The organism is Streptosporangium sp. NPDC006013 (assembly GCF_040614275.1).
In the GTDB taxonomy this organism is placed as follows: Bacteria; Actinomycetota; Actinomycetes; order Streptosporangiales; family Streptosporangiaceae; genus Streptosporangium.
In genome coordinates, this window is record NZ_JBEXUE010000074.1 from 1 (window position 1) to 13,175 (window position 13,175).

13 protein-coding genes are annotated in these 13,175 nt (G+C 67.7%); 8 read left to right on the forward strand and 5 right to left on the reverse strand.

Annotated features, from left to right (window positions below):
- Positions 1-191 precede the first annotated feature (191 nt).
- The 4 genes from ABZ260_RS14305 (at position 192) to ABZ260_RS14320 (ending at position 2,954) form a co-directional block, all read left to right on the forward strand.
- Positions 192-614 (forward strand): Rrf2 family transcriptional regulator, encoded by a 423-nt coding sequence (locus ABZ260_RS14305; RefSeq protein WP_355616789.1) that lies wholly within the window; start codon positions 192-194, stop codon positions 612-614.
- Positions 615-679: 65 nt separating this feature from the next.
- Positions 680-1,396, forward strand: a complete 717-nt coding sequence (locus ABZ260_RS14310) for an NIPSNAP family protein (RefSeq protein WP_355616791.1) — start codon at positions 680-682, stop codon at positions 1,394-1,396.
- 110 nt (positions 1,397-1,506) lie between these two features.
- A complete protein-coding gene (locus ABZ260_RS14315; RefSeq protein ID WP_355616793.1) occupies positions 1,507-2,199 on the forward strand; it encodes a formylglycine-generating enzyme family protein in 693 nt (230 codons plus the stop codon).
- A 335-nt stretch (positions 2,200-2,534) separates the two neighbouring features.
- Positions 2,535-2,954 (forward strand): PPOX class F420-dependent oxidoreductase, encoded by a 420-nt coding sequence (locus ABZ260_RS14320; RefSeq protein WP_355616795.1) that lies wholly within the window; start codon positions 2,535-2,537, stop codon positions 2,952-2,954.
- 218 nt (positions 2,955-3,172) lie between these two features.
- Here the strand turns inward: ABZ260_RS14320 and ABZ260_RS14325 are convergent, their stop codons facing one another.
- Genes ABZ260_RS14325 through ABZ260_RS14340 form a run of 4 tightly spaced genes read right to left on the reverse strand, consistent with a single transcriptional unit; the run spans position 3,173 to position 7,044 of the window.
- Positions 3,173-4,042, reverse strand: coding sequence for a bile acid:sodium symporter (locus ABZ260_RS14325; RefSeq protein ID WP_355616797.1), 870 nt, complete (start codon positions 4,040-4,042; stop codon positions 3,173-3,175).
- 54 nt (positions 4,043-4,096) lie between these two features.
- Positions 4,097-5,431, reverse strand: a complete 1,335-nt coding sequence (locus ABZ260_RS14330) for a Dyp-type peroxidase (RefSeq protein ID WP_355616799.1) — start codon at positions 5,429-5,431, stop codon at positions 4,097-4,099.
- 22 nt (positions 5,432-5,453) lie between these two features.
- The gene (locus tag ABZ260_RS14335; protein ID WP_355616801.1) at positions 5,454-6,470 is read right to left on the reverse strand and encodes a hypothetical protein; all 1,017 of its coding nucleotides are present in this window, start codon (positions 6,468-6,470) and stop codon (positions 5,454-5,456) included.
- A gap of 40 nt (positions 6,471-6,510) precedes the next feature.
- Positions 6,511-7,044: a hypothetical protein gene (locus tag ABZ260_RS14340; protein ID WP_355616803.1), complete on the reverse strand. Its 534-nt coding sequence runs from the start codon at positions 7,042-7,044 to the stop codon at positions 6,511-6,513.
- Between the two features lie 449 nt (positions 7,045-7,493).
- Here ABZ260_RS14340 and ABZ260_RS14345 point away from each other — a divergent pair, with 449 nt between their 5' ends.
- The 4 genes from ABZ260_RS14345 (at position 7,494) to ABZ260_RS14360 (ending at position 11,694) form a co-directional block, all read left to right on the forward strand.
- A complete protein-coding gene (locus ABZ260_RS14345) occupies positions 7,494-7,883 on the forward strand; it encodes a hypothetical protein (RefSeq protein ID WP_355616805.1) in 390 nt (129 codons plus the stop codon).
- Between the two features lie 497 nt (positions 7,884-8,380).
- On the forward strand, positions 8,381-9,313 hold the full coding sequence (locus ABZ260_RS14350) for a sugar ABC transporter substrate-binding protein (protein WP_355616807.1): 933 nt from the start codon (positions 8,381-8,383) through the stop codon (positions 9,311-9,313).
- A 34-nt stretch (positions 9,314-9,347) separates the two neighbouring features.
- Entirely contained in the window at positions 9,348-10,883 is a 1,536-nt protein-coding gene (locus tag ABZ260_RS14355; protein WP_355616809.1) for a sugar ABC transporter ATP-binding protein, read from the forward strand.
- Between the two features lie 148 nt (positions 10,884-11,031).
- The gene (locus ABZ260_RS14360) at positions 11,032-11,694 is read left to right on the forward strand and encodes an FCD domain-containing protein (RefSeq protein WP_355616811.1); all 663 of its coding nucleotides are present in this window, start codon (positions 11,032-11,034) and stop codon (positions 11,692-11,694) included.
- 394 nt (positions 11,695-12,088) lie between these two features.
- Here ABZ260_RS14360 and ABZ260_RS14365 read toward each other — a convergent pair whose 3' ends face one another.
- Positions 12,089-12,928 carry an FAD binding domain-containing protein gene (locus ABZ260_RS14365; RefSeq protein ID WP_355616813.1) on the reverse strand — a complete coding sequence of 280 codons (840 nt, stop codon included), beginning with the start codon at positions 12,926-12,928 and terminating at the stop codon, positions 12,089-12,091.
- Positions 12,929-13,175 lie beyond the last annotated feature (247 nt).

Below are 13,175 nucleotides of genomic sequence, written 5' to 3' on the forward strand. Positions count from 1 at the left end.
TCGATCCAACCCCCGGCGAGGCCCGTGTCAACGCCCTCACGCCCCGGCGATCTCACGCCCGGTTACGCGCAGAACTTCTGGATAGGCGCTTAGGAGATCCTGTCGGAATCCCAGGCCTGGCTCCTTCGCCCGGCATCGGTTCGGTGTCGGCCGCCTGGATGTAACATACATTGTTACAGGCAAGGAGGACGATGGCTGCGAACAGCCGGCTGACGATCGCCGTACACGCTCTGACCTGGATCGCGCTCGCCCAGCGGCGCGGGCAGGAGTGGCTGACCTCGGAGCAGGTCGCCGCCAGCGTCAACACCAATGCGGTGATCATCCGGCGCAGCCTCGGCGATCTGCGCCGGGCGGGCCTGGTGGAGGTCCGTCACGGGGCCGGGGCCGGCTGGAGCATGGCCCGTGCACCCGAGGACATCACCCTGCTCCAGGTGTACGACGCCGTGGAGCGAGAACCGCTCTTCGCCATGCACCACACCGAGCCCAACCTGGAGTGCCCGATCGGCAGGGGCATCCGGCCAGTGCTGGGCGTGGTCTACGAGCAGGCCGACCAGAGCCTGCGCCGCGAACTCGGTCGCACCTCGATCGCCGATGTGCTGCGGGACTGCCTGTAGGCGCGATGACGCACGCCTTCAGTAGTAACAATGTTTGTTCCAGCAACACGGAAGGATCTTCGCCGGTGAAGGACAGCCGATGCCCGATCGTCGAGCTCAGGCAGTACACCCTGCACGAGGGGGGACGTGATGTGCTGATCGACCTCTTCGAGAGGGAGTTCATCGAGTCCCAGGAGGCGGCGGGGATGACCGTCATCGGCCAGTTCCGCGACCTCGACGCTCCGAACCGGTTCGTCTGGCTGCGCGGATTCCCCGACATGGAGCACCGGGCCGAGGCACTGCGCTCCTTCTACGGCGGTCCGGTCTGGAAGGCGAACCGGGATCGGGCCAACGCGACGATGATCGACTCCGATGACGTGCTGCTGTTGCGTGCGAGAGAGGACTTTCCAGCATCGGCGCGGCCTCCGGTCGGCGACGCCGCGCCGCCGTCGATCGTCACCGCGACGATCTACCACCGCGACCGGCCGTTCGACGACGCCTTCGTGGACTTCTTCGACCGCTCCGTACGACCGGTGCTGGCCGAGACCGGAGCACGGCCGCTGGCCTGCCTGCGGACCGAGTACGCCGAGAACACCTTCCCCGCCCTGCCGGTCCGCACCGGGGAGAACGTCTTCGTGTGGTTCTCCCGGTTCACCGGTCCTGACGATCTCGCCGATCACCAGGACCGGCTGGCCCGCTCGCGCACCTGGCGTGATCGGGTGCTCCCGGAACTGTCGGAAACGCTCACCGGCACCCCGCAGCGGCTCCGGCTGGCGCCCACGGCACGATCACTGCTGCGCTGAGACGCGGTCGCCCTCGGGTCAGGTTCGAACGTGGGGCGCCTGGTAGCGTTCACGAACGGGTGTGTCCGCATGTCGTTCACCCGGACCGATCGAGTGGAACGAGACCTGCGATGAGCCCCGAGTCGACGCCGCGCCAGGCGATCGCCGAGCACCTGGTCGAGATTCCCGCCGGGAGCATCTTCCTGCGGGACGAGGGCACGAAGGCGATCTGGAAGGTCGAGGTCGGGGCCTTCTGTCTGGCGCCGTATCCGGTGACCCGCGAGCTGTACCGGGCCGTTCGAGGCGAGGCGCCCGCGAGTCCGGCGGGGCCGCGGACGCCGGTGACCGAGGTCTCCTGGATGGACGCCGTCCGGTTCTGCAACCTGCTCTCGCGGACGACGGGGCTCGAACCCTGCTACACGATGGGCGACGACCCCGACGGCCAGGACGTGGTCTGCGACCTGGCGGCCGACGGCTACCGCCTCCCGTCCGAGGCGGAGTGGGAGTACGCGTGCCGGGCCGGGACCTCCGGCGTGCGCTACGGGGAACTGGACGAGATCGCCTGGTACCGCGGGAACTCCGGTGGCGAGGTGCACGACGTCGCGACCAGGGCGCCGAACGCGTGGGGCCTGCACGACATGATCGGCAACGTGTGGGAGTGGTGCTGGGATGTCTACGATCCCGAGGTCTACGGCCCGTACCGGGTGTTCCGGGGCGGAGGTCTGTACGATCACCCCCGAGGATGCCGGGCGTCGTGCCGCCGCAAGAGTCACCCGACCTTCCGCATCGACGACCTGGGGTTCCGGCTCGCCCGATCGCGGTGAGTGGGCGCCCATCCTGAAGACAGGGCCTGCCCTTTGTGACGCCGCGGCGGCTTAACGAGAAGCCGCTCCCTTCGGGGAGCGGAGGAGTCACGAAGGACAGGGCTTGTCCTTGATAAGCCCCGCAGCGGCCTTGGTCCGGGAAAAGTGCCAAGGTCACGGGTTTGCGGCTCAACCTGGGATGGGCACTCTCACTCCTGCGGCCGGTTGTCCGGGGCCGGGGATTCCGGCCTCGACAGGCGTTCCCTCGGCGTCCCAGCACGGAACGGACCGCGTACGGAAGGTCGGGTAACCGTTACCGTCCGGGACGTGAGACGCCGACGCGAAGAGGAGAGATCATGTCGAACCCGCCGCTTCCCGAGGAAGCAGTCGCCATGCTGAAGAGGCCGAATCCGGCCGTCATCACAACGCTCCAGCCCGACGGCCGGCCGGTGTCCACCGCCACCTGGTATCTCTGGGACGACGGCCGGATCCTGGTCAACATGGACGAGGGCCGCAAGCGGCTGAACCACCTACGCGACGACCCACGGGTCAGCCTCACCGTGCTCGACGAGGGCAACTGGTACACACACGTCAGCATCATCGGGCATGTCGCCGACATACACGACGACAAGGATCTGACCGACATCGACCGGCTGGCCCAGCAGTACCTCGGGAAGAAGTACCCGCAGCGGGACCGCGGCAGGGTCAGCGCCTGGATCGAGATCGACCGCTGGCACGGCTGGGGCAAGCACAAGGACAGCGATCAGCCCGGCTGACGTCCACCCGGCCATCGAACGGCTGAGAGTCGGCAACGATCTGAGATGACAACGCGAAGGCCGGGCACCCGATTCACCTCGGTGGTCCCGGCCTCTCGGTGACGATACGTAGGCGCTCTGCCCGCTGAGCTACACCGGCTCGCGCCGGTGGCGGGATTCGAACCCGCGACCGCCCCATCAGAAACCGTTAGCGGCATGATGCGGCGGGACCGCGCATTTCAGGTGGTGCTGCCGCCGCGCCCGCGGCTGAGCAGCGCGGCGATCGGCACGGCCGCAGCCAGGCCGCTGAGCAGCACCGCGGCAAGCGCTCCCAGGACTGCCTGCTGGTTGCCGAAGGCGATGCCGACGGCGGCCAGCGCGGGCCCCGCGTTGCGCACCGCCGCGACGCCCCCCATGGTGGTGCGGCGCACCGGCGATCCCGTGGCCAGCAATGTGCCGGCGGTGAACATGGCGACGGACAGGACGAACCCCGCGAGCAGCGCGCGTGAGCCGAGCAGCGCGACGACGTCATGCCAGCTGCCCAGCAGCATGCCCGCCAGCACGATCATGAACGTCACGTTCGACACCTTGACGGCGACGGGATGCCACGATCGCGCCGTGGGCGGTGCGTAGCGGCGCAGAACGAGTCCGACGGCGAACGGCACAAGCTGCAGGACGGCCACGGTCCGCACCAGCGCGGCGACGTCGAGGGAGACTCCCCCGCCGACCTCGGCCGCGGTGAGGATGGCGTTGACCGTCGGGCCGAAGGTGATGCTGCCCGCCGTGGCGAGCAGCACCTGCATCGCCGCGCCCGCGACCACGTCTCCGTTCTGCACCATGCCCAGCTTCGCCCCAAGCGGCCCGCCCGGCGAGGACGCGACGAGCACCAACGCTATGAAAGGCGCCGTGGACAGGCCGAACAGCGCGGCGACCCCCCAGCCCAGCAGCGGGATGACCACCAGGTTGGCCGACAGCGCCAGCAGGAGCAGCGGGAGATCGGCCAGGATGGCGCGCAACGCAGGCAGTGTGGCTCCGAGACCGGCCGCGAACATGGTGGTCGCAATGAAGATCACGGTGACCGCGTTGGTCACCAGATGCAGTGTTTCCATGCGCCCCTCCCACCCCGATGGCGACCGTCCCCGGGCGGAACCCGTCGCCGCACCTCAGCCTTCGAGATCGCCGAGCCAGCTCAGGGCGCGCAGTCCAGGCATGAAGCAGTACTCCCCGCCACGTACGACGACGAACTGCGGCAGCGACGGCAGGCGCCGCCGGACCGGCCGCCGGGGGATCGTGAAGTCACCCGGGCCGTCGTTGGATCCGACTATGGGATCTCTCGCGTCGCCCGCGCCGAAGAAGACGCCGTCGTTCATCCATTGCGACTGGACGAACTCGAACTGCCGCCCGAGGTACGCTCCGACGAACGTGAACATCAGTCCGCGGTCGGCTCCGTCGTCTTCCAGGACCCCGTCGGGCAGCAGCGGGCCGTACGCGGTGCCGCGTCTGATCATCCGGTGCAGCCTCGGCGCTCCCGCCACCGCGGCGTCGCGGGGATTGGCCCGGCGGATGTGGCTGCCGCAGGGAGTCGTGAACCCCGTCGGATCGTCCTGCTCGTAGATGAAGCTGTTGTTGCGGCCTCGGTCGGCGCCGAGGTCGGGGTCGTCATGCTGCGGGCTGAGCGCCAGCGGTGCACCGCTGCGCCAGCGCCCCATGATCTTCGCCGCCAGCAGTTCCTCGTCCTCGGGGCCGCTCGAGTTATCCCTCAGGTACCGCCGGAACACGGCGACACGCTGGTGGAGCTTGCGGAAGGCCACGAAGGTGCCGTTACGGCCCAGCACCTCGGGCCCCAGGGCCTGGACGCCGCCCATCTCGTCGCGATAGCCGAGCACGAACTCGCCGGCCTTGAGCGGCGCCTCCAGCTTGTTCGACCCGGCGATGCCGCTGCCCTCGACAGCCGGATGGCTGATGCCGTCGCGGTAGCCGAAGGGCTCGGTCTCGCCGGGCAGCGCGTAGCAGTCCTGCCGCCAGATCGCGGCCACGCCGGGAAGGCCGCGATACGCCGGCCGGGCGTGGTCGATGGCCGCCTCCAGTCGCGCGCTGTCAGGCGCGAGCGCGGTGAGCACCACGTGGACCTCGGACGTGCCCAGCGGCGCTTCCCAGTTCTCGGGGGCGCTCTCTCCGGTGTCGCCCAGCACCTTCGCCCGTGCGACCATCCCCTGCCGGAACTCCCAGGGGAACGTCTCCAGCGACTCCCGCGGCACTCCCAGGGCCTTGAGGCCGTGATAGGTGACCGCGACGCTCACCCAGGTCTCGCCCAGGGGACTCATCGAGTCGGCGGCCGAGGTCACCACCGCGCTCACGCGCCGCATCAGCTCCCGCCCGTGCGCGCGGTCGTCGATCCGGAACAGGATGTACGTCGCGGCGTACGGGGTCGGGCGAGGGCTGAGAACCCCGCGCTGGATGTCGTCGAGTTCGAGCGTGACGTGCGTTTGCCCGGTCACGAATACCTCCTCTTCCGTGGGACTACTTGAGCGAGACGAGGTTTCTCCAGAAATTGCGCAGGCTCTCGTCGCCGCCGAACAACGAGCTGAAGATCGTGGAGTCCGCCATGAGAATGTCGCCGGCCCGCTCACCGCGCGGGGGCATCCACAGGAACATGTTGAACTCGGTGTTTCCGGCCTCCGTGAACGGGTGCGGCCTGGACGTGTCGACCGGTTGCCTGCCCAGCACCTGGATGACGTCCGGGTCGTCGGTCGTCACGGCGTAGTGCGGCAGGTGCATGTGGAAGTTGAAGGTGGTCACCCCGTCCAGCCACCCCTTGGTGTCCAGATCCCTGGTGATGGACAGCGGGGCGATCTTGCCCGGTTCCCGCACCGCGGGGCGCAGCCCGTAGCGGTTCTCGACGGGCACTTCGAGCCCTTCCATCAAGGATCGGGTGTACCTGCCGAACCGCTGCTGGCGGGGGACAAGCAGGTCGCCGTGGTGGTAGTACTCGACGTTGCGCACGGCCAGGTCCTCCGAGGCGCCGACGTCGTGATGCGGCCCCAGGACCAGGCAGGTTCCCTCCCGGCTGAGGAACTCGCGCAGTGCCTCGATCTCCTCGGGCGCGGCGTCCTGCCCGGTGATCATGTGATCCAGCCCGAACACGAACAGGGTGTCGGTGTCGGCCAGCACCCGGTCGTCGAGCGGAGCCTGGAAACCGGCCTGGTCGACGCGCTGATAGACCGGCACGGGGTGCCCGGTGGTCTCCTCGACGAACTGCTGGAACGGCACCCAGGCCCAGAAGAACAGCTCCAGCGTCCCCGCGATGCCCTGCTGGAACCGCATCGGGTCGGACCACTTCGGTTCCTCGTAGGCGGGCCAGGCCACGCGCCGGACCTCGGTCATCGTGGAGAACCGGTTGTCGAGCTCGGCCGGGTTCCTGCCGGCCTCGGCTGGATAGCTCCATGCGACGTAGATGCTCACCCGTCGCCGGCCCGGAGTGCATTCGCGCGGCACGTGGTTCTGGTTGTAGGTGCGCGCGGTCCTGAATTCGTTCATTTCATCTCCGATCCACAGCGGGACACGCGGGGGCCCGATATCACTGCAGCTGGTCGAGCATCTCCGAAAGGGCGCCCTTGATTCGCAGAGCCTTTTTGATCTCGTCGGCGGTGACGTACGGATATTCCCCGTACTCGATGAAGCTGGGGCAGTGGTGCTCGCGCACGAACCTGATGAACGCCTCCGGGTTGGTTCTCCAGTCTTCGGGAAAACCCTCGAGATTCTCGAAGACTGTGCTCACTCCTGCCCTACTGAACAGCATGATGGCGTCTTCGGTGTATTTATCGAAGTCGGTGTCGAAGATGCCCTGGTACATGAAACGTGTGTCGTCGTCGAAGAGCACCCAGCGCAGATAGTGCAGCTTGAGCGGCGCGAGGAGACTCGAGTCGCCTTCCAGCGCCTTGGCCAGCGTGTAACCATAGTTGCGTATCGCCTCGGCGCGGCCGGACTTTACCTTTGCGATGATGGTGAACCCGTAGCACGCCGGGGTCCTCGGAAAGACAGGGCCGTACTTTCCCTGCTCGAGATGGCCGGTTTCCTTGGGGATGACAACCGCCTGTGGCTTGATTTCCATGCCGGTTCCTCCGTCGTTCGGCGCGAGAAATCCCCACACTACGACAAAGAGTTATAAATACGGTCATGTCACCGCATTGGACACCACTACATTCGACCGCATTTGGGGTGATCGTCTTTTGCGCTCTCGCGACTGTCGCCGCGTCGTCTCGCACACCGCGCGCCGGCCGGTCGGCATCGCCGAGAAATCCCCGACCTTCAAAACCAAGGGCTCGCCGAGAGCTTCCGGTCAGGGCTGCGTCAGGCGGCCAGGAGGGGAGAACCATTGGACCTGGAGCCCGGCCCGACCATCACAACAGGAGCGGAAGAAGTCGGTGCACGCCGTGGCGAGAATCACCGCGCCGGCCGCAGTAGTGATCGCCGGGGTCTGGGTGACGGAAAAAGCCCTGCCGACCCGCGCGAAGCTCGATCCTGCCCGCCCCTGATGCCCTGGCATCCTCGGCCGGCCCAGTGGAACCGGGCACCTACGAGATCGTCAACGCCAAAGGACACTGCCTGCGCGGTGCGGGCGGCTTCAACTCCAAAGCGCTGATCGGCGCGTGTGACACCAGGTGGAAGGTGGCCCGCAGCGCCGAGCGCGACGGCTTCGTCATCACGCACACGACGACGGCGAACCGCCTGGCCCGCGCCCTGGAACTGATCTATCCTCCACGGGCCGCCACACTGCCCTGCGACCTGGCCCGCACACCCCCGTGGACCTTCACCGATGCCGGCGAAAACCGGGTCACCATCTCCATCGGCGGTTCCGTCCACCTCACCGACCCGGGTGGCGACAGGCGAACCGTCGTACTGCTGGCCCCCGGCGTGGATGGCCAGCAGTGGACCCTCAGGCGGGGGTGAGCGACGGCTCTCCGCTTCAAATGCGAGAACTGACGGGCCTCGGCCACGATGTCGTCGACGAGGAACTGCTTGACGTCCACCTCGCCCCCCTCCACCTCGCGCAGGGTGAGGACCTTGGGGCCGTCGATCGCACCGAACTGCCATGTGCGTGTTTCCTTCGGACCTCTTGTGGACAGGTGCCCACGTCCCGTCCGGGACGCTCCCTCCGCGAAACCGCATATGACGACGAACATCGAACTACGACAGCCGTCAAAGCTAGCGTCGGCGTCCCACAGGACATGATCCGGAAAATTGGTCAGGCCAAAATCTTGACAGGGCCACGGGCCGATGACACGCTCAACCGCACCAGCATCCGCCACCTAGCGGATACCCTCCCTGGTCATTGGAGATAGATCATGCGTCGTTGGACAATCGCGGCGGCAGGCATTCTTTTCATGTTTCCCACAGCCTGCACCTCAGCGGAAACGTCAGCCGAAACTGGTAAGACCACTATTGGGATGGTTACCCAAGCATGGGACAACCCTGCGATCAAGGACATGGCGGATGCCGCCATCGCGCAGGCCGCCAAGCACCCCGATGTGGAACTGCTGGCTCAGGACAGCGCCAACATGCAGGACATGATCAGTAAGGTACAGACCATGATCTCGCGGCGGGTCGACGCGCTCGGCATCGAGCCGTGGGACAAGCAGCAGATCATGCCGATGCTCCAGCAGGCCAAGCAGGCGAACATCCCGGTCTTCATCCTTCAGTCACAGGTGCCCGGCACCGATGGCACCGGCCTGGTCGTGTCCTCGCTCATCGGGGATGAGACCGCGGGCGGGAAGGTGGCCGGCCGGTGGCTCGGCGAGAAGCTCGGCGGGTCCGGCCGGGTGCTGGTGTTGGAGGGTGCACCGGCTGACACTCCCGGTATCGAGCGAGCCGATGGTTTCGAGCAGGGCCTGGCCGAGACCGCGCCCAACGCCAAGGTGGTCGCCCGCCAGCCTGCCGACTGGGCACGGGACAAGGCACTGCGCGTGACGACGGACCTGCTCACCGCCAACTCCGACATCGACGCGATCTTCGCCGACAACGACGAGATGGCGTTCGGCGCGCTGTCCGCCCTGCGCGCCCGCAAGCTGGAGGACAAGGTGACGCTCATCGGCTACAACGGCACCTGCATCGGCCTGCAGGCGACCTATCAGGGAACGTTCGCGGCCGACGGGATCCTGTTCCTGGACCAGGTCGGGGCCAAGTTCATCGACGCCTCCCTCGCCACCATCAAGGGTGAGAAGGTTCCCGCCAAGATCGAGCCGCCCATCACGCTGCTGTCGACCGAGCACCTCAAGGAGATCGAGCAGGGCGCGAAGAGCGTGACGGTGAACGGCTCGCCGTTCGAGGTGGACGACATGCTGCGGGCCCGCGTCACCAAGGCCATCGAAGGAAAGTGCTGATGGCAGGCGACATCCGGAGGACGGGGGACATCAGGTGAGCAGGCCACTCCTCGAAGCCGTCGAGGTCACCAAGACATACTCCGGCTTCAAGGCGTTGGACGGGGTGAACTTCAGCCTTGAGCCGGGTGAGATCCACGCCCTCGTGGGAGAGAACGGCGCGGGCAAGTCGACACTCATCAAAGTGTTGACCGGCGTGCACTCCCCGGAGGGAGGGCGACTGAAGGTCGGCGGTACGCAGACGGCGCTGCGTAACCCACTGCACGCGGAGAAGCTCGGCATCTACGCCATCCATCAACACCTGCCGCTGGTGGAGGGGCTGACCATCCTGGACAACTTCCTGTTGGGAAACTCCCGGGCCTCGCAACGGACGACCCGGTGGGGAATGCTCAGCAGACGCGGTGCCAGGCCCATCGTGGAAGAGTCCCTGGCGATGATGGGGCTCGACTTCGACGTCACGACACCCGTCTCCGCGTTGTCGGTGCCCGAGGCCCAGCTCGTACAGATCGCCCGCGCGCTGGCCACCGACGCCAGGGTGCTGATCCTCGACGAGCCGACGGCCTCGCTGACCGCCGCCGACCGTGACGCGCTGTTCGAGCGACTACGCGGTATGCGTGAGCGCGGCGTGGGGCTGGTCTACGTCAGTCACCGCCTGGACGAGATCACAACGCTCTGCGACCGGGCCACCGTGCTGCGCAACGGCGCGGTCGTGGAACGACTCGGCAAGGCGGAGCTGGACGTGGACTCCATGATCGCCGCGATGCTGGACCGGCCGGTCCAGGCGATGTACCCGCCGGCGACGGAGCAGTCCGGCGACGCGGCTGTGCTTACGGTCTCGAATGTCGGTGTCGGCGGTGCGCCTCCGCTCTCGCTGGAGGTACGTGCCGGCGAGGTGCTCGGCCTCACCGGCCTGGTCGGCGCCGGGATGGTGGAGGCCGCAGAGGCCCTGGCCGGCGTGCGCCCGCTTGTCGGCGGCCAGGTGATGCTCCAGGGCAGGCAGGTCCACGTCTCCTCACCCGCACAGGCGATGCGCGAGGGGATCGGCCTCGTGCCCGAGGACCGAGCGGACGCCCTGGTGGCGGGTATGAGCATCGAGCGCAACCTCGCGTTGACGATCGCGGCCTGCCCAACCGTACGGGGCTCGATCCGCGGCGCAGCCGCCATGCTGCGAAGGAAACAGGTCAGGCAGGCCGCACTGGAGGCGATCGCCGACTTCAACATCCAGCCCTCGGATCCGGCGGTGCCGGTGGGGGGCCTCAGCGGAGGCAACCAGCAGAAGGTGGTCATCGCGAAGTCTGTGGCGACCCGCCCGAAGGTGCTCATCCTGATCGAGCCGACGGCGGGCGTGGACGTCGGCGCACGTGCGGAGATCTACGCCATCCTGCGCGAGCTGGGCCGTACGGGGGTGGCCGTGATCCTGGTCAGCTCGGACGGCCAGGAGATCTGCGGCATGAGCGACCGGGTGCTGGTCTTCCGCCGCGGTGCCATCGTCGCCGAACTGCCTCACGGGACGGACGAAAAGGAGATCATGCGTCATGCGACAACCTCCTCCTCGATACATCCCGCAGCCTGACGCCATGACGGAAACGGTGAGCACCGCCGATCAACCCGAACCGGCGAAACCGGTCGCCGGCCCGGGGCGGGCACGGCCGGGTGCCGACGGCGCGTCGGCACCCTCTCGCTTTTCACATCAGCGGCGGGCCTCCGGTACGGTGAAGACCGTGTCTGGCCCTCTTCACGATGTGAAAGAGCACGTCGTCAATCTGATCCTGAACGGCGAACTCTCTCCCGGAGACGCACTGCCGGCCGAGCGAGAGCTCGCGACGCGGCTGGGGGTCTCCCGGCCGCTGGTGCGCGAGGCACTGCGGAGCCTGGAGGCCGTCAACATCGTCGAGTCCAGGCGCGGTGCCGGCACCTACGTCACGGACCTGAGTCCGGAGTTTCTCCTGGCTCCGCTGAGCTACGCGTTCCGGCTGGTCCGCGGCTCGGAGATCGACCTCTTCGAGGTGCGGCGCTTTCTCGAGCCGCAGGCAGCGGCGATGGCGGCGATGCACCTGCCGGGCGACGACCTCAGCGAGCTCGACCAGTTGCTCGACGAGTTGGACGCCTCGGACCAGCACACCTTCCCCGAACTCGACATCGCGTTTCACGAGTGGATCGTGCGCCGCACGAACAACCGCCTGCTGCTCAGCGTGGTGCGTGGCATTCGTGATCTGGAGTATCAGGTGCTCGCGGTGACCGCGAGCAGCACCGAGTCCCGGCTGCTGTCAGCCGCCGAGCACAAGGCGATCGCCGCAGCCATCCGGGCGCGTGACCCGGAGCGGGCGAGGGCGGCGATGCTGCTGCACCTGGCTCGGGTGGAAGACCAGTTCCGCCCCGACTAGACCCTGCCCCCGCGGTTCTTACCGTGCTGAGGAGAGTTCAGACGGTGCCTCTCCGGGCGGCCGCGGCGTGCCGCGTGACCGGCCACGATAGGCAAAGATCCAGCGGACAGTGTCCAGGGGTCCTACGGAGCCGCCTCGGCACGAGATCCACGGGGAGATCCCAAAGTTGGCCGAGACAAGCCGGGCCGCTTCCCGCGCGCCCGGCCGCTTAGGCACGCTCATACATACGCGTGGCCGCCACCCATGCCCGGACATGCACACGCCGGACCACAGACGCATGTCCGGTCGCCTGAACGTGCCCGGACATGCACAAGCCTGGCCTGGTACGCGTGCCCTGTCACGCCGCACGCGCGTACCAGACCGGATCGTCCTCGTCCCGCTCTTCCCCGTCCGGTCAGACCTGCTGATCGCGGGCCATGGCGACCGCCCGCTGCACCATCGTGCCGAGCAGACGGACCTTGGTCCGATCCGTGATCCCCTCCCGCGCCGCGTCCCCGGACACGGCGCGCCTGAGCCTTTTCTCGTCGACGGCCGGGCCCGCGACCAGTACCGACTCGGTCTCCGTGGCCCGGAAGGGCCGGTCCGCGGCGCCGAACGTGACAACGCGCGGCCGGCCACCCGGCGGCAACAGGCAGGCGGCCCCTGCCTCGGCGAAGTCGCCGTGTCGCTGTGCGAACTCGCAGAAACCCCAGCGCGTACCTGTCGGGGGAACCTCCAGGGTGAGGCGTACCAGGATCTCGTCCTCCTCCAGCGAGGTGGACAGGTAGCCCCAGAAGAAGTCGGCCGCGTCCACGGTACGTGACGCGGTGGCCGAGCGGACCTCAAGGCGGGCGTCGGCAAGGAGCATGACGGCGGGCATCTCGGCCGACGGGTCGGCGTGGACCACGCTTCCGCCGACGGTGCCCCGGTTACGGATCTGGTCGTGTCCCACCCAGGTCGCCGCGTGGGCGAGCAGCGGCCAGCTGCGCCGTACCTGCTCCGACGAGGCGACGGTGGCGGTGGTCACCATGGCGCCCAGGGACAGGTGGGAGTTGCTCACCTGCACGGATGTCAGTTCCGCGACCCCGCCCAGGTCGATGAGCACCGGTGGCCTGACCAGCCGGAAGTTCATCATCGGGATCAGGCTCTGGCCTCCGGCGATCACCTTGCCGCCATCCTCGGCGGCTTCGGCCAGCAAGGTCGCGGCCTCGCCCAGCCCGGTGGGGGCGTAGTACTCCATCATCGCGGGCTTCATGACGTCCTCCAACAGCTGGACTGACCAGTTTTTGCAGACCAAGGATAGATTCCCTGGTAAAGACCCGCAAGCCCCCGAATGCCGTCGACTGTTACACGGAATTGGTCAGGCCAATATCTTGACGGGCGCCACTGCTCTCTGCCAGGCTTCCGGGCATTCCACTCGGTTCGACCCTCGGAAGGGCAGGAGGGCACGTGAAACCCCAACAGGCGCCAAGCGGGCCATTGCGCACGCGGGCCCCGGCTCC

Coding starts and splice junctions, on each gene's coding strand:
- ABZ260_RS14305 (WP_355616789.1), top strand. CDS start 192: ATGGCTGCGAACAGCCGGCTGACGATCGCCGTACACGCTCTGACCTGG.
- ABZ260_RS14315 (WP_355616793.1), top strand. CDS start 1,507: ATGAGCCCCGAGTCGACGCCGCGCCAGGCGATCGCCGAGCACCTGGTC.
- ABZ260_RS14320 (WP_355616795.1), top strand. CDS start 2,535: ATGTCGAACCCGCCGCTTCCCGAGGAAGCAGTCGCCATGCTGAAGAGG.
- ABZ260_RS14325 (WP_355616797.1), bottom strand. CDS start 4,042: ATGGAAACACTGCATCTGGTGACCAACGCGGTCACCGTGATCTTCATT.
- ABZ260_RS14335 (WP_355616801.1), bottom strand. CDS start 6,470: ATGAACGAATTCAGGACCGCGCGCACCTACAACCAGAACCACGTGCCG.
- ABZ260_RS14340 (WP_355616803.1), bottom strand. CDS start 7,044: ATGGAAATCAAGCCACAGGCGGTTGTCATCCCCAAGGAAACCGGCCAT.
- ABZ260_RS14350 (WP_355616807.1), top strand. CDS start 8,381: ATGGTTACCCAAGCATGGGACAACCCTGCGATCAAGGACATGGCGGAT.
- ABZ260_RS14365 (WP_355616813.1), bottom strand. CDS start 12,928: ATGAAGCCCGCGATGATGGAGTACTACGCCCCCACCGGGCTGGGCGAG.